Source organism: Nocardia sp. bgisy134 (assembly GCF_057708325.1).
Genome location: NZ_JBYIRW010000018.1, coordinates 49,955 through 69,229 on the forward strand (window position 1 = coordinate 49,955; position 19,275 = coordinate 69,229).

At 62.1% G+C, this 19,275-nt stretch carries 14 protein-coding genes; all 14 read right to left on the minus strand.

Going from position 1 to position 19,275, the window contains the following annotated elements; all coding sequences use genetic code 11:
* Positions 1-85 precede the first annotated feature (85 nt).
* The gene (locus tag AC3ERS_RS27635; protein WP_488186867.1) at positions 86-772 is read right to left on the minus strand and encodes a hypothetical protein; all 687 of its coding nucleotides are present in this window, start codon (positions 770-772) and stop codon (positions 86-88) included.
* Between the two features lie 2 nt (positions 773-774).
* The gene (locus tag AC3ERS_RS27640; RefSeq protein WP_431971022.1) at positions 775-1,056 is read right to left on the minus strand and encodes a hypothetical protein; all 282 of its coding nucleotides are present in this window, start codon (positions 1,054-1,056) and stop codon (positions 775-777) included.
* 628 nt (positions 1,057-1,684) lie between these two features.
* Positions 1,685-2,971: a condensation domain-containing protein gene (locus tag AC3ERS_RS27645; protein WP_431971023.1), complete on the minus strand. Its 1,287-nt coding sequence runs from the start codon at positions 2,969-2,971 to the stop codon at positions 1,685-1,687.
* 8 nt (positions 2,972-2,979) lie between these two features.
* Positions 2,980-4,212, minus strand: coding sequence for a class I SAM-dependent methyltransferase (locus AC3ERS_RS27650; RefSeq protein WP_431971024.1), 1,233 nt, complete (start codon positions 4,210-4,212; stop codon positions 2,980-2,982).
* Positions 4,205-5,440 (minus strand): PLP-dependent aminotransferase family protein, encoded by a 1,236-nt coding sequence (locus tag AC3ERS_RS27655; protein WP_431971025.1) that lies wholly within the window; start codon positions 5,438-5,440, stop codon positions 4,205-4,207. Before AC3ERS_RS27655 ends, AC3ERS_RS27650 begins: the two co-directional genes overlap by 8 nt.
* The gene (locus AC3ERS_RS27660; protein WP_431971026.1) at positions 5,361-6,578 is read right to left on the minus strand and encodes a type III PLP-dependent enzyme domain-containing protein; all 1,218 of its coding nucleotides are present in this window, start codon (positions 6,576-6,578) and stop codon (positions 5,361-5,363) included. The genes AC3ERS_RS27655 and AC3ERS_RS27660 overlap by 80 nt, the downstream gene beginning before the upstream one ends.
* Complete coding sequence (locus AC3ERS_RS27665) at positions 6,571-7,863, minus strand: PLP-dependent aminotransferase family protein (RefSeq protein WP_431971027.1); 1,293 nt, start codon at positions 7,861-7,863, stop codon at positions 6,571-6,573. The genes AC3ERS_RS27660 and AC3ERS_RS27665 overlap by 8 nt, the downstream gene beginning before the upstream one ends.
* Entirely contained in the window at positions 7,860-12,434 is a 4,575-nt protein-coding gene (locus tag AC3ERS_RS27670; RefSeq protein ID WP_431971028.1) for an AMP-binding protein, read from the minus strand. The genes AC3ERS_RS27665 and AC3ERS_RS27670 overlap by 4 nt, the downstream gene beginning before the upstream one ends.
* 53 nt (positions 12,435-12,487) lie before the next feature.
* Entirely contained in the window at positions 12,488-13,051 is a 564-nt protein-coding gene (locus AC3ERS_RS27675) for a hypothetical protein (RefSeq protein ID WP_431971029.1), read from the minus strand.
* A gap of 44 nt (positions 13,052-13,095) precedes the next feature.
* Complete coding sequence (locus AC3ERS_RS27680) at positions 13,096-14,379, minus strand: thymidine phosphorylase (protein ID WP_431971030.1); 1,284 nt, start codon at positions 14,377-14,379, stop codon at positions 13,096-13,098.
* Positions 14,380-14,386: 7 nt separating this feature from the next.
* A complete protein-coding gene (locus AC3ERS_RS27685; protein ID WP_431971031.1) occupies positions 14,387-15,685 on the minus strand; it encodes an aminotransferase class III-fold pyridoxal phosphate-dependent enzyme in 1,299 nt (432 codons plus the stop codon).
* A complete protein-coding gene (locus tag AC3ERS_RS27690) occupies positions 15,686-16,984 on the minus strand; it encodes a hypothetical protein (protein ID WP_431971032.1) in 1,299 nt (432 codons plus the stop codon). It abuts the gene before it with no gap.
* A complete protein-coding gene (locus AC3ERS_RS27695; RefSeq protein ID WP_431971033.1) occupies positions 16,981-17,679 on the minus strand; it encodes a hypothetical protein in 699 nt (232 codons plus the stop codon). Before AC3ERS_RS27695 ends, AC3ERS_RS27690 begins: the two co-directional genes overlap by 4 nt.
* A 27-nt stretch (positions 17,680-17,706) precedes the next feature.
* Entirely contained in the window at positions 17,707-18,501 is a 795-nt protein-coding gene (locus AC3ERS_RS27700) for a TauD/TfdA family dioxygenase (protein ID WP_431971034.1), read from the minus strand.
* Positions 18,502-19,275 lie beyond the last annotated feature (774 nt).

A 19,275-nucleotide genomic window follows, 5' to 3' on the forward strand; every position in this document is an offset into this window, starting at 1 on the left:
TCCATCGATGACGCCCAAACCGCGGGGTTTCCGTGGGGTTGGGCCAAATGAGACAGGTCAGGCCCGGTTAAAAACCGGGTCTGACCTAGTGTTTCTGTCGAGCTAAGGGGACTCGAACCCCTGACCCCCACGCAGGGGTTCTAGATGCCTCGTGGCTCCCACCGCTTCCCGAAATTGCCTGTGAACTGCGGAAACAGGGCGGAGGTTCGTCCCGTCGCTTCCCGCTGGTTCCCGTGGTTTCCCGTTCAAAGCGGGGGGTTAGCGCGGGGGCGGTCAAGTTTGCAGGGTTCCCGGCTACGGACGTTCCGCCGCCCCGTAGCGCTGCGGGGTGCCTGCCGCGCTGTGCGCCCAGCGGCGGGGGCGCCGCTGCGTTGTCGCGGGTTCCCACCCATCCCGGTTCCCCGGGTCGTTCTGGGCGGTACCGGAGACAGAAGGTGCTAGCCGGTTGAGAATCGCCAGGCAGGCGGTAAAGGATCGCCACCCACCAGCGGGCGGCACCCTCGACGCCGGGCAGCCCGTGACACATCAACGCCAGGGGTGCGCCCACGACGAGCAGGATCGTGATCGTGACCCGGACGACGTTGGAGATGAGCAGCACGAGCAGCATCACCGCCAGCGCCAGTTGCAGCAGCACGAGCACTCCCCGGCTCTGGGGGCCGGTGACCGCGAGCTCGGTCAGCGCATCTGCAGCCGACCCGGAATCGACACCTTCTCCCGCTACTGTGTCGGCGAGGGCGTTGGCGAAACTGATAGCGGCTGTGGCGACCACCATGCTCAGTGCCCCTGCGGCGAACCCGACCACGAGGCGGGGGCGCGAGTTCGCGGATCGACCACTGGGTCTGCAGGGTCTCGCGCATCATCACCAGCACCCCCACCGCCATCACGACCAGGACGTAGACGCTGGTGACGATCTGCCATGACTGGTTCCAGCGCCCCGATCTCCGGGATCTGTCCCGGCTCCGGTGTCGTGAGCAGGGTTTGCGACAGCAGCTCAAGCAGCGGGTTGAGCGAGGTCTCCACGATGCGCTGGAAGAATCCATCGATCGCGTTCTCCACGCACCCGTTGATGTTGGTGACCCCGCACTCGACCGACCCCGAACTCGGATCGGTCCTGGGCGGGTCGGTGTGGGTGCGGTTGGGTGGTGGTCGAGGGTGGCGTCACCCACCGCGACGGCGGGGTCGTCGTCGGAGTGGGAGTCGCCGGGCCCGGGGGTGACCGGAACCCCCGGTGTCGGTGTGAGGGGTTAGGCGGCCGCCCCGGCCGCGGCCGAGCACCGCGAGCGCAACCGTAGCGAGCACCACGGCAGCGGCCCCGGCCACGGCACGCACATACCTGACGGGAACGGGTGGGAGTTGGGCCTGGGAAGGGTTACAGCCCCGAGGGCATACCGGGCGACTCCGGTTCTCAGCGTCTTCTCAGCGAGGCGCCGCTGGCCTGGTCGAGCATTCGGCCGCGTGCTGCACATCGCACCCACTTCCTCGCGCCAGAAGCAACCGGTCGGCGCCGCCGCACAGACGCTGCGAGCGCGGCGACTTTCGGGCTATGGATCGAGCCCCGAACCGGGTGGGTTCGGGGCTCGAAAAGGGTAATCGCCCATGCAGATTCACATCAGCATGTTTGACGAGCGCGACATTACCGTGGTGGACCGGTCCACTGCTGCGGCATGCCCAGGTCGTGCACCGGCTATCGATGGTCCATGGCGAGTGCCAACGAATCCGACAGCGAGGCCAAGAGCGGCTCGATCTGCGCTCGGTCGACGGTGCCCGCGTCGAACTCAGCGGTGGCTGTCGCGGTGCCGGCCTCGTCCTCGCGGACAGAGATGAACACGTCGTTACCCATGCCCGGCCGGGCGCCGGCCTTGGCGAATAGGAACTCACCGCGGTGCGCATCACCGGCTTCCGCGCGCCGCAGCGGTCGGACTTCGAAATAGATCGCAGCCCCAGCTGACGGGTTCGTCCAGTCGAGATCGAACCGTCGCCCGAGTTGGACCAATGGCAGCGCGCCCTCCACGATCGTGGCGAATTCTGCATCGACGATGCGACGTCGCTCGCTGGGCGTGAGCCGGGTGTCGCGGTCGACCACCGTGACGGGAACACCGAAACTGAACAACCCGCACGAATCGGCATATCGCACCTTCGACCTGCCGTGAACGGCCGCACATACCGCGGGTACCTGCCGGTCGAACACCGTCGTCAACGCATCGAAGAACGAGGCCATGCACAACGAGTAGACGCTGACTCGCTCGCTTCGTGCAGCGGCCGTCATCGAGCGCCACGACACAGCCGTCACGCACTCGGACAGGGTTGGCTGATCGATCGAGCACCGATCAGCTCGCAGCAGGCCATCGACCCGTGGAGGGTAGCCTCCGAGCGTGTCCATGCTGCGTTCGGCCCGCGCGACAGCCTCTTGGCCTTCCTCGGACGCCAAGGTCAGCCGTTGCTCGTGGCAGTAGGCCAAATAGTCGTAGCGGGTCTCGACGTGTCGGATGTGAGGACCCGACAGAATATCCCGCATGCTCTGGTCGAGCCCGACGAAGGACCTTTCGTCCATCGCGATGTGGTCGACGGCGACGATGACCGTGACGATGGTTCCGGAGCGGCCGACACCAACAACCAGCGTCGCCAGTCCCTGCGACAAATCGAGCGGTTCGAAGGAAACACTCGAATCTCTCGCCAGCGCCTCGGGATCTGTGTCGTCGACGTCGCGGATCTCGACGAAGTGGGCGAGCATCTGTTGCACTGCAGACTGCATGTCCAGTACTTCCACCCGCGTTGCGGATTGGAATCGGAACCGCAGAATGTCGTGCCGAGCCAGCAGCACCGCGCAAAGCCCCGCAACGAAATCCATCGAGAACGGTATCGCGCCACTGGCATGCCACCGCAGAGCAATCGGACGTCGGCCGCCGCTGGCGACGGTGGCAAGTCTCGATTCCAACTGCAGACTCGGCGGAACCTCGATACGAATGGCCATTCCAGTCCTCATTTCGAACGATTGCGGGATACCGAGAGACGTCGCCGAGTGCTGTACGCCTCCAACGAGACAGTGCAAACTAGCGGTTCATCGAGACAGATCCGGTCAGCCAACAGCTGTTCCGACACGACGTCACCTGCGCGTATCAGGACCTCTGCCGGTACGCGACCCAGGTAGGGAACGAATCCCGATTGCAACCGGGAAAGGATCTCCTGACGCGAAACTGCTACAGACCACGTGTCGACCAGTTCACCCTTGACCACCATCCCGAGCCGCTGCAGGGTCTCATCGATCGCGGCGTCTGCTCCCTTGCCGTACAAACGAAACCCGAAGTAACCCATCCTTCGAAGTGCGTCGTGAAAAAGGCCTTCGACACATTTGAGTTCTTCGTTCAAACCCACGCGGGAAACCAACCGGAGCAGAACACCGCCGTCCTTGACGACGCGCAGAGCTTCCAGCGCAGCTCGGACTGGACTCGGAGCGAAGCAGAATACTTCGTGCTCGATCGCGCAGTCGACCGCTTCGTCGACCATTGGGAGCCGAAGGCATGAGGACTGCACCGTCAAGATCTGTCGATCGTGTGTGGCCGACACACCGAACTCTCGCAACATGTCCCGGGACAGATCCGTCGCAATCACTTTCGCGCCCAGATTCGCCGCAATCTCCGACAGCGCCCCTGTCCCACAACCAATATCGGCAACAACCGACGACGGTGACACTGACGCCGAGAGTGCACTCTTCACAGCCGAGAAGAACTCGTCGCCGCGGAATCGGCGGCGGTTGTATCCAGCAGCCTGTTCGGCGAAGTACTCCTGCCCGTACAGACTCCAGGGCCGGTCGCCGGTGCCACCGCAACCATGAAACTCGCCGTACAGAGCCTCACGCTGGACAGCGTGCGCCACACCGAGCTCAGACAGCCAGCCGACGAGACCGAGACACACCCCGATCTGGGACACCCGAACCACGGAACAGCGGCGCGGATCGTCGAACGGCTTTGCCCAGTTCTCGAGCAGAGCCCTCAGCTCTCGATCACCGGCGACCTCGTCCATGTCTGGACAGATCGCCGAATGCACACGTGCGCCCAAGCCTGCCCTCAGCAGCAGTGCGGCCTCGTCGAACGCAAGCTCGCCGCCGTGGAGAAGCCAGCTGCTGGCGCGCTCCACAACATTCGGCAACCATCCAGCGATCGACTCGATCCGTTCCTCGGTCAGCAGCGGGACGTGCTCGAACGTGCTATCCAACCGGCACACCGTCCCATAGCGGTGCACCGAACGATCCCCGCAGCCTCTCGGCGGAGTCCGGGCCTGCAGCGCCGAGCTCACCGCGGCTTACTGAGGCGATCATGTCCGCGACGATGCTCATGCTTTCGGCGGTGGCACCGAGCAGCGCCATCTCCGCGGTCCCCAGACGCAGCGATGGCCCGCCCACGCGTGGAAGGCTCCTCTGCACGTTCAGGAAGATTCCCGTGGAGGCGAGGATGTCCGCGACCTCGAACCATGTGTTGGTGCAGCGTGCATCGGGGCCCACCCACACCTGATGGGATCCGACGCATCCAGGGGACACCGACTCGACCGCCACACCTCGGACCGTCAGGGCATCGGCGAGGGCTCGACTACTCTCCAACACCCGCGAGGCGTACTCCGCGCCGTAGAACTGAAACTCCAACGCCGACAATGCCAGAGATGCTTCGGCGGCGAGATGGTGACTGCTCAGGATGTACGGCTGTGCACCATCGAGATCCTTGCTCACCGCGTCATCGGAGGTCATGATGCAACCCTTGTGCGGGCCCGGGAAGGTCTTGTGGGTCGATCCGCCGAAGGAGAGCGGCCCGTCGACTGTCGGCCGGCTGTGCGCACCGCCGAGGATCAATCCGAGCGTATGACTGCAATCGACGTGGACCCACGCGTCCACACCCCCCTCCCGCAACTCCTCCACCGCTTGCGAGTACCTCGGCTCCACCACAGTGTTCTGGACGTCCAGATATACCCCCACCACAGAGCGCGGGTCCACGCGTGACAAGGCGGATCGAATATCGAACACACCGTATTCGTCGTAGCCGATCGGGACAGGGACGCCTCCGAACATCTTGACAATCTCGCCGGTCGCGTAATGACCGCCGCTGGTCTCCTCGACATACAAGATCGTCCCAGACCCCCGCCGCGCCATCGCGTACAGCACCAGGTGCATCGCCGACATTCCCGACACGGGCCGGGTGTTGACGAATTGGCATCGACCCAACTCCGCCAATGCGGCCCTGCCCGCCTCCACCAGACGAGCAGCCCGCGCACCTGCGGGGAACTCGTCGGTGCCGTTCAAGTCGGCTCCGAAATGGTACCTGTTCGCCAAATCGGACCCCAAAAGCGCCGCAGCCCGAGGACTCAGCCTGTTCTCACTCGGCGTGAGATTGACTATCGAGCCACGCTCCGCCACGGATAGATCGGAAAGCAGCGTTTGCACCCTCGTAATCATGTCCACAATCCTCGTTGCTCGCTATAGAAACAAGTACTTCAACCGGGTACTGAAGGCCATGAATAGGCCGGAACATGCCGGCTGAATATGCGCCGAAACCTCGGAAGACGAGGCGATCGCCGACAGCGAACTCCTGCGCTTCCTCGGAAATCAACCACACATCACCCTCGTAACATGTCGGCCCCGATATCCGGGTGGGGCCGCCCCGGCGACGGTCAGCGCCACCTATGAAGTGACAGCCGATGAATTCAATGTCGGTCCAGGTGTTCAGCGAGAAAACGGATGCATCCACGGTGACTTCTTGAAAGGAAGCATTTCTGGAAACAGTCACCACAGTGCACACGACGTACCCTGAACCCATTACGACATCGGCGCCCGGTTCGAGCTCGACAGCCTGAACGTACGGCAAAAGCTCGGTGGACAGAACCTGTCGTACCCGGTCGGCACCAACGTTTCGGAAGAGGGCGGTCATCCCGCCTCCAAGGCTCGCCGTTTCGACATTCGGGAGATATCGGGTCGCGTCACGAAGAAGGCCGATCAGTTCGCGGAGTTGGACGATATCGCGCACGTCAGCGACATGACCCAGTATGTGGCCGACACTTCCTCTCTCACGAACACTGAGCGTGGACAGCTGTCCGACATCGACACCGAACCTGCTCACCGGGCCCGTACGCAACCGCAATCCGACAGATTTCGCACGACCCGCATATTCTTTGAACTGGGGAATTGAATTGCAGAATACGACCCCGTCGGATGTCTCGCCTACGACCCGGCGGAGCTCCTCCGAATCGCCGGGAAAGACGAATCTGAACTCCGTGAAGCCAGCCGCCTCCGCGGACGCGTGCTCCGCGACGCTCGAAACCGAGGCAAAGTCGACAACCGTCGCCAAGTGGCTGAGGACCGATGGCGTACGGTTCGCCTTGACGGCGAATCCGACGCCGTGCTCCCCTACCGCGTCACGGTACCGTCGGACCGATGCTTCGATGTCGATCGCGTTGTAGACCAGCGCCGAGTCGGTCGCATCGATGCCGGCGGAGGCGACCGCTTCGAGGAGCATGCCCGCGTCGACGTTGTTCGATGCCCAGTCGAATCTGGAAACGGTGGACAACGACTCTGCCACGATCGGGTACTTAGGCACAGCGCTTCCCTCCTCTGGAGATCGAATCCAGACCGGCCTTCACGGTTCGGAGCGCTCGTTCGAGGCAAGCAGGAGACTCAGAGATGTTGACCCGGACTCCGGCCCCATGCGGGTACAGTCCGTTCCAGGCGGCCTCGTTTCCGCCGAACATCAGGGTCGGGTTCAGTTTCAGCCGGAAGTTGCGACCGACGCTGTTGCAAGCCGCGACGAGGTTCTCGTAGCCAATCGTGCGGCCGACGGGCACATGGGTCGAGTATCCGGCGTAGGGCTCGATCTTCGTTAGATCGCATTCGTCTGCGATCCACGAGTGTTCGATCACGTCCCAGCCCGATGCCAGTCCGTTCATCAGGGTGCCGAAATGCGCGATCATCGATTCCGAGAGTGAGGAAATTGCATGGCCGGCACCGGCACCTACGTGGGCAGCGACCCAGCCGACATCGGCGAAGGCATCTTCCTCGCCGCCGTCTCGGCTGTAGTTTCCGACGGCGAGCACGTACGAGGTCGATACGAGAGACCCATGCGGATTGAGGCAGTAGGATCGCGCAAATCGGCTCTGATCGATGCTCTCGATGAGTCGATCGTCCCAGGAGACCACGACTCCGGGCCGCAGGCCGGGCAACGACAGATCCTTGCTGGCCGTGAACGTGACGACACAACGCTCGAGATCCGTATTTCTCAGTTTTTCACCGAGGGTCATCAATGGAAGATCGTGGGCTCGGTGACCGATCTGGAAGGCGGTATCGAAAACGGAGTATCCGGGATCAATGTCCGGCTCCTGGAACATTCTTCCCGAGACGCCGTTCGGCGTTACCGAGACCAACGCGATGGGGTCTGGTGTTTCGTCGGGGATCGGAAAGGTGTTCCCGTTTTCGTTGTAGTAGAGAGCTACCGGCATACCGTTCACGGCACGCGATTGCTCGAAGATGTAGTAAGAAGGCAGCGGGAGTGCCACGCTGAATCCGTTCGCAGCGAGGAATTCGAGGACAAGGCTGACCCCCTCGGTCGCTCCCTCGGTGAATCGGACGTTGGAGGGTGCGACTTCAACCTCCCAGATCCTGGAGAGTGCGTGTGCGACCACCGCCCGCTCCTGATCCTGCCATGCACCGCTGTAGTCGACCAGTCTGGATCGGTACCACTCCTCACCCAGGCATTGCCCGAGTATCAGAAGTGAGTCATCACTGGGATCAACCAGGCATCGCCCCTGTCCGATTTGGCCGGAGTCGGAATCGACACCGGCTCTCACTTTCTTGTATACGTCAACACATTCGGCATTTACGGTGCTCATAGAGCACACTCGCGATCAAATTGTGAGACCATTTCCGAGAGTTCTGCCAGAGTCTTCTCGATTGCTCCGAGAAGCCAATCGGGGTCGGTTCCGGCGTGGCATTCACACGCGGTGACGTCGACCCGGAACGAGGAACGCTGACCGGCTCTCTCGAACCAACAGTTCAAGGTGATGCATTCGTTTGTCACGCTGTCCTCACCGAGCACGCGGGGCAGCGCCGGTGCGGCCTGGTCGTCCGAGCCTTGCACTCCGAGGAAGTTCAGCAGAACGCGCGGTCTGTGCGGTTCGCCCGTCGTCGTGCCGAGGCGATAGCCCCACTCCACGCTCTTCTCGATGGGTGTGGACGCCCGACGGATCTTGATGGCAGATATCGAGGAATGCCACACGTTCAGGTCCCAGGGCGTGGGAGCCGCTGACATGATCCCGTCGACTGCGACCGGCCACTCGACTGCGTACCAGCCGATTCCGGTCTCGTCGGGAAGCCCCAGACGGGGAATCCCTGTCCGGCCGTGACCTTCGAGCAGGATCTCGCCGGTGGGCAGAAAGTGCTCGGCGCCGGCTGCTCGGCTCTCCAGCGCGCGAACCACAGCAACCACGACGATGTCGAGCAGGTCACCGCCGAGCAGGTCGGCGTACCAACTGTTCGCGACGAACACGAGGCCGTTCTCGAAGTCCAATCGATGGCTGGTGTGCACGAAGCGCCCGTGCCGCTCGCGTTCTGCGCGTGTAGTTGCCCCGCCCCGCCTGCCTCGACCGAACTCCTGGTCCAGCGTCTTCGAACGTGCGTACCAGTCGATCTCGCGCACAGGCGCGCCCGTGCTGGTGGTCGGCCCTTCACCTGCCACAACCGCGCTCTCGACGATTCGCCAGGACACCGGATCCATGACCAGATGCGATACGACGAGGACGACATCTGCTCCGCCGTCCGGGCGCGGCACGACACCCGCGGCGAACACTTCGCGCTCGGAGTTCTCCCGTGCCCAGACTTGCTCGAGGACGTAATCGGTGGCGGTCCCAGCCGGAAACTCCAGTACGCGCAGGGCGGACTCCTCTGCGCGCGAGTCCTCTGCCGTGACCGTGAACGTCAGCGCGGGGGCGGCGTCGCTGTCCGACTCGTCCGGGGACACCACCTTGGCGGCCAAGAGCGGATGTGCATGACGCAGCGCAGCGAGCCGGCGCCTCACCTCGCCGGGGCTGGCCTGAATCGAGTAGACCTGCGAGTAGCAGAACCGAAGGAGCTTCTCGAGGTCTCGCCCGGCCGCTTCCCACGCCGCGATCGCGATCGGTGGAAGCTCGACGGACAGGTCTGCGCCGCCCGCTATCCACTCGGCTTCGCTGACCCGTAGCCCGTGGTCGTGGCGAGCGTTCGGATCTCCTCCGAGATGCGTCACGGTGACGTCGATCAGGCGTGCACTGCCGCGCAGGTCTGCTGCTGCCACCCGCCAGCCCCGGACATGCATCCGGGCGACGACGTCGATGGTCGACAGGCTGTCGCCGCCGAGCTCAAGAAAGCTCGCCGCCAGGAGGGACCCAGTGAAGTGGTCGGCCACAACCTCTCGCACGGTCTCGGCCAGCACCTCGTGGCCGGGGCCGCCGACGAGGTCATCGGACAGTGAATCGTCAAAGGCATCGAGCTGTGCTGCGTGGATCGCCACCTGCGACCAGACCGCATCCCAGTCGACCTTGCCGTTGACGTTATATTCGAGCGAATCCACCGTCGTCAGCCGGGCGGGCACGTGGCTCGCCGGGACGCGTTCGCCGAGTTGCCTCCGTATTTCTGAGACATCAGTGGAGTCATCGACGACCAGGACCACGACGGCTTCGAGCCTGCCGTCGGTGGAGACGCGGGCCGAGCAATGGTGGATACACGAAAGCGCCAACAGTGATTTCTCTACCTCAGCGAGGTCGACTCTGTTCCCGCGGATCTGGACCTGCCGGTCGTTGCGGCTTGCGAACACCAGCCCGTGGGCGTCATCGATCCAGACCAGATCGCCGGTGGCATAGACCGCGAGGGCGCCGACTTCGTTGACGACCTGCCGCAGCGTCGGGTCGATGGTGCGGCCGCCCGAGAGGTAACCCGTCATCAATTGGTCGCCGTAAACAACCAGTTCACCGACGTCGCCCGGCCGAACCGGAATACCGAGCTCATTGACGACCAGTCCGGCGACCCCTGGCAGAAGCCTCCCGATCGGTGCCGACAGCCCAGTGTCCTGGCCCGCTGGTGTCTTCCCGGCCGCGGCTGGGAATTCATAGAAGATTGCGGTGTCGACCGTGTTCTCGGTGGGACCGTAGGTGTTCGCGAGAACGTCGGTATGCCGCCGGAGTCGCTGCCACAGCGACAGGGGCACCGCTTCGCCACCGAGCAGTACTGTGGTTGGGCCAGGCTGGGTGTGTGTCCACAGTCCTGCAGTCAGCAGCGCCTGCGCATGAGACGGCGTCAGATCGATGACCTCGATTTGATCGGCAGCGAGACGGAATGCCAGTTCCTCGGGGTCTCGCCGCTGTGCCTCGGAATAGACGTGGGTGTCGTAGCCCACGAGCAGAAAGCACAGCTGCTCGTAGAAGGCGTCGAATCCGAATGACGCGGTGATGGCGGCGCGGCGCGGAACTGCAGTGCGCCTGGTGTCACAGAATCCGGGGTTGTGGAGCGTGGAAATCTGAGTGCTCAGGAACCGCTCGAGCGCGCTGCGGCCCACGGCTACGCCCTTGGGCACGCCGGTGCTTCCCGAGGTGAAGATGACGTACGCAATGTCAGCCCAGTCGATAGTGTGCTCACTCGGTACAGCCGGCCGCGGATCGGCGTCCTCCACAGTGAACACCTCGACGAAATCATCTGGCCCGTCACCGCCGACGCTGTCTGCGGGCACGGGGAGCTTCGCGTCCGAGTCTGTGCGGACGATGTACTTCGGTCTTGCCAGCTCGAGGATCTGTCGGATCCGGGCCGGCGGATGCTCTTGGTCGATCAGAGTGAACGGACGTCGCGCCTGGAGCATGGCCAGAATGGTGACCAGGGTTTCGAGCCCGCGGCCGGCGACAACGGCTGTCAGCTCGCAGTCTTTGATCGCCAACTCGAGGTACCCGCGCCTGGACTGGACGTGTGCAAACAAGTCGGCGGTCGGTAGCGATCGGACTGCTCTCGATTCCTCATGAAACGTCACTGTCGGTGCGTGCGGCATTCGCTCGATCAGGTAACCTCGCAGAACTCGGTCGAGCGCAACGCGCGCCGTCGTGCGGGGAGCCGCGATGGCCTCCCATTGCGCCGCGGCGTAGAGCGGAACCTCTCGCAAAGCAAGTTCTGGAGACGCCAGCCAGTTTCGGCAGAAGGACACGAAGTCATCCAGGGCCAGGATCGGCTCTCCGGGCTCGTGAGCTGTGGCGCGCGGCAGAGTCAAGGTCAGCTCGCCAGCGGGTCCGAGATCGATCTGCAGTCCTCCGGGCTCCCGAGGACCGGTCGCGATCGACACACGATGGGTGCTCGACGTCGAACCGAAGAAGGTCCTGATGTTGATCCCGATGCCCGCCAGCAGCCGGCCGTCGGCGCCATCGACTCGTGCAACGAGTTCCTCTCCGCGGAACCTCGAGTGCTTGCCGACCTCACGGAGCACTGTGGCGGTCCGGGTTGCGAGGCTATAGAGGGTGTCGGTCCCTTTGCCGGTGGCGATCTGGATCGGTAGAACATTCACCAGCATGCAGGGCACGGCTGCCAGTGTCGGAAACCTGACGCGGTTGCTGAACGGCATCGCGAAGGTGACTTTGTCGACGCCGAGTCGATAGCCGACGAACCCCGCGTAGAGTCCGGTCAGAACCTCGATCCGGTGGCATCCTACGGTCGTCGCTGTCAGTGTCAGCGAATCCATGAGTGACTGGTCGAGGACATGAGAATCCGAAAGTTCATCGAGCTGGACTTCCCGACCGCTCCCATATGGGTATTCGACCTCGACATCGAGCGCGTTCCGCCAGAACTCCCAGTCGTGGTCATAGTTTTCCGAGGACCGATACTTCTCCTCGGCAACGAGCTCGTCGGGAATACTTTGATTCGGATCGTACGGATCGTACGTGCGAACACTATCGGGCGCGCGCTCGCTCGCGAGCTCCCGTTCGATCCGCTCCTGAATCAGACTCGCACCGAAACCATCGATTACAATATGGTTGTACATCTGGACGCAAGCTGCTTTGTCCGCGCCGAGAGGAATCACCGCAATCGAGAACAGTGGAACGTCGATGGTTGCAGCCATAGACGGTGCATTCTGGTCCAGAATTGTTCTCGCTGCGTCGATCGCATCGGATGTCGAGCAAATGTCGACACCAGACACGACAACGACACGATCTGACGGATCGTGTTTTCGCGTCTGAACGATCCGGCCCGCGTGTTCGCCGGCGCCGTAATGGACTCGTGTATACAGGATCGGTACTTGCCCGACCACACGTCTCGCTGCATCGGCGACGTCCGAGGCGCTTGCCTCGTAGATTGACAGTTCGCAAACCACCCATACGCCAGGATCATCGGAAAGCTGTATCGCATTCCAAATTGCTTCCTGCGCCGCGGTCAGTCGAATTACCGGATTGCTCATGAGTCAAACTCCCCCCTTCAAGACACCTTGTCAGCAGATCGACAGTCGATACCTCAGGCTTGTATCAGCTTCGCCACCGAGTCCACCGTCAGGTCGATGCTCTCGATATTGTTGTCGACAATGTTGAAATGACGCGAGATCCAGTCGGCCTGCTGATAGTCGCTGTAGCGGTGCAACCGCCAGCGAAGTGCATCCGGTTCTTCCTGGTCCGCGCGCACCCGCCGGCTGTGCACATCCGGTTCGACGTGCAGGGAAATCGGAAGCAGCCGAACCCTCGGCGAGAGTCCGTTGCTGATTTCCTCCCAGTACTTCTCGACCAGAATGGTCTGAGGGACCACGATCAAGGAGCCGGGAACCTCGGTGGCGATCGAAGCGATGAGCTCCACTGATACGCGCCGCCATGCTTTCCAGTCCTGAAAGTCTCTTCGCGGGCAAGTTTTCTGCAGGGAGGAACGCAGAATGGATCCCACTTCTTCGGGATCAACCGTCACCGAGTCCGCGAACGTGTCGGCAAGCCTGTTGGAAACGGTGGTCTTCCCGGCACCAAACGCGCCGTTCAGCCACACCACGGTGGCGGATTCCGCGGTCGTGGCATCTGGACCAGTTATTTGGTTCATTACTTCCTTTCACTTGTTCGACCAGCCCGTCTCTCGGGCGGCATTCAATAAGCAGCTAGTACGATGGAGTTACTTGACAGCAACTCCAGGTGTTCACTGATGGGATTCCCGGACCACAGCGTAGCGATGACGTCGCCTGCCGACACCACGGACCCCACTTCGACCTTGAGCTCGATTCCAGCCACCGGGTCGATGCAATCGTCAATTGCTTTCTTGGCGGACCCCAGCGTCGCCGCGATCTCGGCTATTCCCACCGGATCGATGCGTGCGACCATTCCAGATTTCTTTGCGCGCACTGGCCGGCGCTCCGGCTGTAGCGATGAGAAGTAGAACTCCGGGTCGTCGACGAATTCTCTGTCCGCACCCTGTTCCGACAGCCACCTGTTGAAAGTTGCGACCGCGTCGCCATTTTCGATTGCCGTCGTGATCTTGCGATCCGCATCTACTGGATCGAGCGACGCCACCTCCAGCAAGGCCCGGCACACCGAATAGACCTCTTCGAGCAGAGTGGGATGCGTCGAGTAGCCGCTGAGAAATCGTCGCGCCTCGAGTACCTCGAGCAGGTTCCCGACACAGTATCCCGCGGGCGAATCTATGGCGGAGTAGACGATCTTCGAGTTGATCCCGTACGCCCGGGACAGAGCGTCGATCAACTCACCCAGTCCCCGCGCGGAGCCTTCGTCACTCACCAGCCCGGCCGCGCCCCATTTGATGTGGTAGACGACTCGGGTGGATCCCGCGGCGACCTTCTTCGACACGATGCTCGCCGCGATCAGAGCGGCAGATTTGACGGCGCCACACAGGTCCCGTACGCGGTAGGTGGCCGAGTCACCGGGACACAGATCCGCCGTCTGGCTGCCGATGACGAGGTTGGTTCGGGCGAGAACGTTCTCAAGCTCGGAATGCCCCAGTTGCACTCTGAATCCTGGAATACTGGCCAGTTTATCGGCGGTACCTCCTGCCAAGCCGAGTGCTCCCCCGCTGAGCTTCAGCACTGGGATGCCCATCGCCGCGATGATGGGCAGCGCTGTCAGCGACACTTTGTCTCCGACGCCGCCGCTGCTGTGCTTGTCGACGGGTACGGGTCCGTCTCCGGCACGACGTGCCGGTTCCACCTGCCGCCCGGACGCGATGTAGGCGTCCGTGAGTGACTTCACCTCATCGAAGTCCACGTCGCGGGCCGCGAAGGCACCCAGCCATGTCGCAATCGTGAGGTCCGACACGGTGCCGTCCATGAATCCGGCAACCGAGCTGCGCACCTCGTCAACGGACAGTCGTCGCTGGTCGAACATCTTCTCGATTGCTGCGACAGCAATTCGATCCTGCACGGCCGCCTCACCGTCTCTCGTCTGCGAAAACTGCACGGCTGCCTGCGATCTCGGCGGCACCGGCCGCGATGACCCCGATCGCCGCGAGCAGGTCGCTGTCGGCCGATGTCAGTGCCGGAATCAACATCACCGAGTTCGACTGCCTTCGAACGATCACGCCCTCGTCGGAACAGAAGCGCGACAGAGTGACGGCATCGGCGTCGGTGTTCAAATGCACCGAGACGCAGGAGCCGAAAGTGTGGTGCCGGACGCCCTGGTCGGTGAACGCCTGACTGGCATCCGCAACGACTTGAGCAGCCCGCCTGACACGGGACCACACACCGTTGTCGTCGAACTCTGCCAGAGAGGCGATTGCGGCCTCGGCGGCGAGTGCGTTGCCCGACATCGTGTGTCCGGCGAACACTCGAGGGAGGCGCGCCAGCTCGTCGGCGATCGGGTGACTCGTCAAGGTGGCGCTCAGCGGCACGGTGCCGTTGGTCAGCCCCTTGCTCAGGGTGATGAAGTCAGGATCGATCCCGTCGACCAACGCGGAGGACAGCGCTCCCCGACGTCCGAATCCGGTGAAGACCTCGTCGGCGATCAGGATCGCACCCTGGTCTCGGCAGCTCTCTTCGGCGGTACTGAGGGTGCCCAGCGGCAGTGTGTACCCACCCGCGACGTTGAGCCACGGCTCGATTATCACGATCCCTGCCGGTTCACCGCCGTGGGAACGGCCACTGATCGCGTCTGCCACTGACCGCCGGAAGGCACGGGCGTAGGTCATGTGGTCGTCAACGGTGTACATCCACGGCGCACAGTCGATGTAGCGGACCTCCACATCCAGCCCGAGTGCTTTGGGCGCGAACTGTCCGCCCATGGACAAGTAGCGAAGCAACGAGGTGCTGCCGTGGTAGCCGTGACTGAGCACCGCGATCGGCACGTGAGCGCGCCCGCGGGCCTCCTGGATCTGAGTCGCCATCCCGATCGCGGCCTCGTTCGCCTCGCTCCCGCTGTTCGCCAGGTAGGCGGCGCCGCCCCAGCTCCCGGTGCGCTCGATCAGCGAGCGCGCCAGACGCTCGGCATTCGGATTGCTGAAGGTGCTCGCATCGTAGGATGCGAGCACATTGAGCTGATCGGTAATGCTTGCGCTTACCCTCGCGTTGTGAGCGCCTAGGACGCTGCTCATTGCCCCCGAGTTGCCGTCAAATTTGGCATTTCCGTCTCCGTGTAACTCAACGGTGTTTCCGAGAGCGCGATGAACGATTGGAGCTGCTTCGCCAGCCTTCGACCATGGGCGGATGAACCGCGGAGCACCCGCGTTGCGCATCTATCCAATTCCTTCCACTGTGTCGTGCACGGCACCGGGAGCGTCTCGGTGTGCGAGCAGATACTCGATCGCGGCAACAAATGCGGTATTGCTATTTCGATAGTTGTACTTCTCCAGGCGCTCGGATTGAATCAACTGTCTACAGGTCCATGCCCGGGTGAGTCCCGCGGCGACAGATTCGGCGGATCGGCGATCGACCGGGATCGCCAAGCCATCGCGGTCAAGCTCGTCGCAGGTAGGGTTTCCGCCGTCGATGATCATCGGAAGCCCGAATGCGCGTGGTTCCCGGACACGAAGGCGGACACAGGTGTCGTTCTCGATACCGTCGCGGCCGATACAGACGTATCCGCGTGGGCGTACGTGCGTGTTGTCGTCGGTGCTGGTAAAGACCTGATCGTCCTTGCCGATCGTTTGATTGCCGGATTCGATGCGGAGGCGGTAGAGCACCACGTTCTGCTCTACACCGATCGTGCGCGCATATTCGAGCACTTCGTTCGACTGCAGGTCTCCGGAGCCCTCGTCATGGTCGGGTTGCACGGATCGAACATCCGGGAAAGCCACCAGGAGCTCCTCGCGTGTTCGAGAATCGACATGCGCTATTGCTTCGAGTACGACTTTCCAATTCATATACGGCCAGAGACCACCGTTCCAGACGATTGCTGGTTTCGTCACGGGTACCGCCGTGCCGTCCTCCGACCAGCGTCGATTCCGGCCTGTTTCGCCGCCGGTGTATCCGATCGGCACCATGCCGATCAGGTCCCGGAACCGTGCCGTGTCACCGTCGATCACGTCAACACGGCCGGCGGACACCAGCACACCCGCCAACACGGCCTTCTCTATATCGGATCGAGCAAGGAAGAAATCTGCTTCACGAACCAGCGTATTGAATATTTGCACGTATTTATGGTGCTGCGCGACACGTTCGCTCGATGTTTTGTCTGCGTCATAGAGAAGGTGCTCGATCGGGGGCGCGATCTCCGCGATAATCGGCGTGTCCAGATTGCGGACGATCTCGATGCTTCTCTGTTGAGCGAAGTCGTACATCACCACAAGATCCGCGGACCGAAGAACGTGCTCGTACAGGACTCTCGATTCAGCGTCCGCAGCATTTCTCAGGCGCGCGATCATTTCATTCCCGGCAGGACTGCAGCCGATCATTCTTCCCAGAGAGTCGATCACGATCGAAACATATTCTCCTGTTAGGGATCGCCCCATTTCCACCGCGCGCCTCGTGATCCCGGAGACGGAACCGAGGTCGTAGTCGCAGACGTCGAAGACTACTAATTTTTGTTCGGTCATCGTACCGCCTGCAGATCGTCAATAGTATTGATGTTCACATAACCCTGGACATGAAGCACCCTCGATGTCCGCCACGGATTGTCGTGTTGGTGGCGAAAACCGTCGACGAGTCGGTCGAGCTGGTTCGCGTTGGCCACGAGCGCCGCCCAGGCATGGTGAAATCGCTCATCGTCCGCAGGTGGTTTCTCCTTGTGCGTGACCACCTGCTCGTTGGCGGCATCGAGCTCAAGGCATCCCTCGGCATGGCGGGCGCTCGGCGGTATACCTGCGGCCAGAATTGCGATCCCGTCGTTCTGGACCTGTTTCACTGAGTCCACGAGGACGGAGCCGTCGGCAGTCAGTATCTGATCTGCGAGCAGATAGACGACCACTCCACGGTCGATCCACCGGCGCGCCGCTGCAAGCACGTTCACGTTCGGGTTCTGCGTGTCGGCCCCCTGGAGGCACAATCCGACCGGCACTATCGGATATCGGCCGGCAACGTGGACGAGAGTAGCAGCCCTGCTTTCATCTCCGATGATTATCACGCGTGCCGAGAATTCCTCCCCGGAAATTGCCTTCAGCCAGGGTTCCAAGACCCGGTCGATCACCGCATGCCCGGTCGGCAGCAGGTGAAGCTCCTTGGGGTACCTGGCACCGAACCGTGTTCCCTTCCCGGCCGCGGCGACGACTATGTTAACTACCGTAGGTGGCATTTTTAGAACGCTGCTGTCCGTCGGGGCTTAGTACTCTTCGGCATACATAGCTCGCACAAGGTGTCGGCCCGCATGGTGGTTGTCGCGGTATTCGGTGCGGCGATGCACGCACGACGAATTTCTCAACACCAGCGTCTGTCCGGCGCTCAGCCGGATCCTCGTGCTCAGCGACGGCATCTCGAGCTTGTCTTCGATAACTTTGAGACCGACCTGGAGCAGCTCGCTCTCCGCGAAATCACGAGGGCACCATACATCGGTTCCTGCCTGGCCATATCGCGTGATCACAGGCCGTTGAAAGCCAGGGCGGTACGCAAAAGCAGGCCCGATGCTCTCCGCGCTGATTCCCTCCAACGTCGCCCGTTTCGCCAGGATGTGATTCGCGGTGAGCAGTTTCGCGGCCTCGGGGTGCTCGTCGGCCAAAGAGAGAAAGATCGAGGAGATATCCGCGACGACTGTTTCGCCGCCTTCCTCGGCCGGGCTGATGCAGTGCAGGAGCGTGGTGTTCACTACGCCGATCGGCTCGAGGAGCGCGTCGACGTGCCACGGCTGGGCAAGAGGTCTGGAGAAGGCCGGGTGAGTGTTTTCTTTCGACTTCTCCGTTTTGATGTCGACGTACTGGTTGTTTCCCGGTGAATCAGGTGCATGGATGCGATACAACTCCGGAATATAGGGACTTCCCAGCTGCAACGCCGTTTCGACTGCATGCAAAGCCTCGGCAGCCGGACGATGATCAGGGTGTTGAAAAACTGTGTAGCAATCGGTCTGGCTGATGATTTCCAACCCACCGAAGTTCGTACTCGCCGGTCGATTAGTACGTGTCATTTCCCCTCCTGTTCGACTGTCGCGCTCTCGCCACATCCGACCCGGTCGCCAGGCGGCAGCCGTGCAGATACCGGCTAAGGGTCCGACTCGTCGGCTAATTCGAAAGATCTCCCCGATGCAAATTCAATACGGTGCTTACTCTCAGGCGCGCCGTACCGGCCTAATCACGACAATGCCGCACTGCGTACCCGAGTTGTTCACCAGAAGTTTCTGCCCACACTTGCGGACACCTCCCCACTCCTTTCCACGACACAACGCCGCGGGTTCGGTTGATGCAGTAAGACTCCCCAGGCCACTTGAATCGCAGCACGCACTTGAACGTTCAAAGTTCGAATGCCTCCGAACGAGAGTATGCCAGATATGCCGGTCACAACACCCTGTGTGATCGCGATCACTTGAGCTGTCGACTAGCCGTTCGGACAGGTTGACAGACAAGAGAGGCGACTCCTAGTATCGTGTCCGTTCGCCCTATCGACTGAACATATTGGGGGGAGGGAGAGAACGATCTCGGATTCTCTCAGCAGTATTAATGCTGATTGAGCCACTTCGCTGATCGACAGAGTGTCGCAGTCGATTTCCAAGATCTGGAAGCATCATTTGGAGCATTCAGTTGTTCCTTGTGTGCTGGGTACGTCAAATTCTGACACCGAACGGGGGATCGGTTCTCCGCCGACGGTGGCCGCTGTGTCTCGAACTGTGTATTTGCTGCTAGCGAACTGCGGGTTCGACCGAAGCCGGCCCGCAAGTTGGCGAAACCGTGCAGCTAGGCGTGTC

What these genes read in the sequence shown, in the direction of transcription:
- AC3ERS_RS27635 (WP_488186867.1), bottom strand. Translation starts at nt 772, where the DNA reads ATGGTGGTCGCCACAGCCGCTATCAGTTTCGCCAACGCCCTCGCCGAC.
- AC3ERS_RS27655 (WP_431971025.1), bottom strand. Translation starts at nt 5,440, where the DNA reads ATGATTACGAGGGTGCAAACGCTGCTTTCCGATCTATCCGTGGCGGAG.
- AC3ERS_RS27675 (WP_431971029.1), bottom strand. Translation starts at nt 13,051, where the DNA reads ATGAACCAAATAACTGGTCCAGATGCCACGACCGCGGAATCCGCCACC.
- AC3ERS_RS27695 (WP_431971033.1), bottom strand. Translation starts at nt 17,679, where the DNA reads ATGCCACCTACGGTAGTTAACATAGTCGTCGCCGCGGCCGGGAAGGGA.
- AC3ERS_RS27690 (WP_431971032.1), bottom strand. Translation starts at nt 16,984, where the DNA reads ATGACCGAACAAAAATTAGTAGTCTTCGACGTCTGCGACTACGACCTC.
- AC3ERS_RS27685 (WP_431971031.1), bottom strand. Translation starts at nt 15,685, where the DNA reads ATGCGCAACGCGGGTGCTCCGCGGTTCATCCGCCCATGGTCGAAGGCT.
- AC3ERS_RS27665 (WP_431971027.1), bottom strand. Translation starts at nt 7,863, where the DNA reads ATGAGCACCGTAAATGCCGAATGTGTTGACGTATACAAGAAAGTGAGA.
- AC3ERS_RS27670 (WP_431971028.1), bottom strand. Translation starts at nt 12,434, where the DNA reads ATGAGCAATCCGGTAATTCGACTGACCGCGGCGCAGGAAGCAATTTGG.
- AC3ERS_RS27645 (WP_431971023.1), bottom strand. Translation starts at nt 2,971, where the DNA reads ATGGCCATTCGTATCGAGGTTCCGCCGAGTCTGCAGTTGGAATCGAGA.
- AC3ERS_RS27700 (WP_431971034.1), bottom strand. Translation starts at nt 18,501, where the DNA reads ATGACACGTACTAATCGACCGGCGAGTACGAACTTCGGTGGGTTGGAA.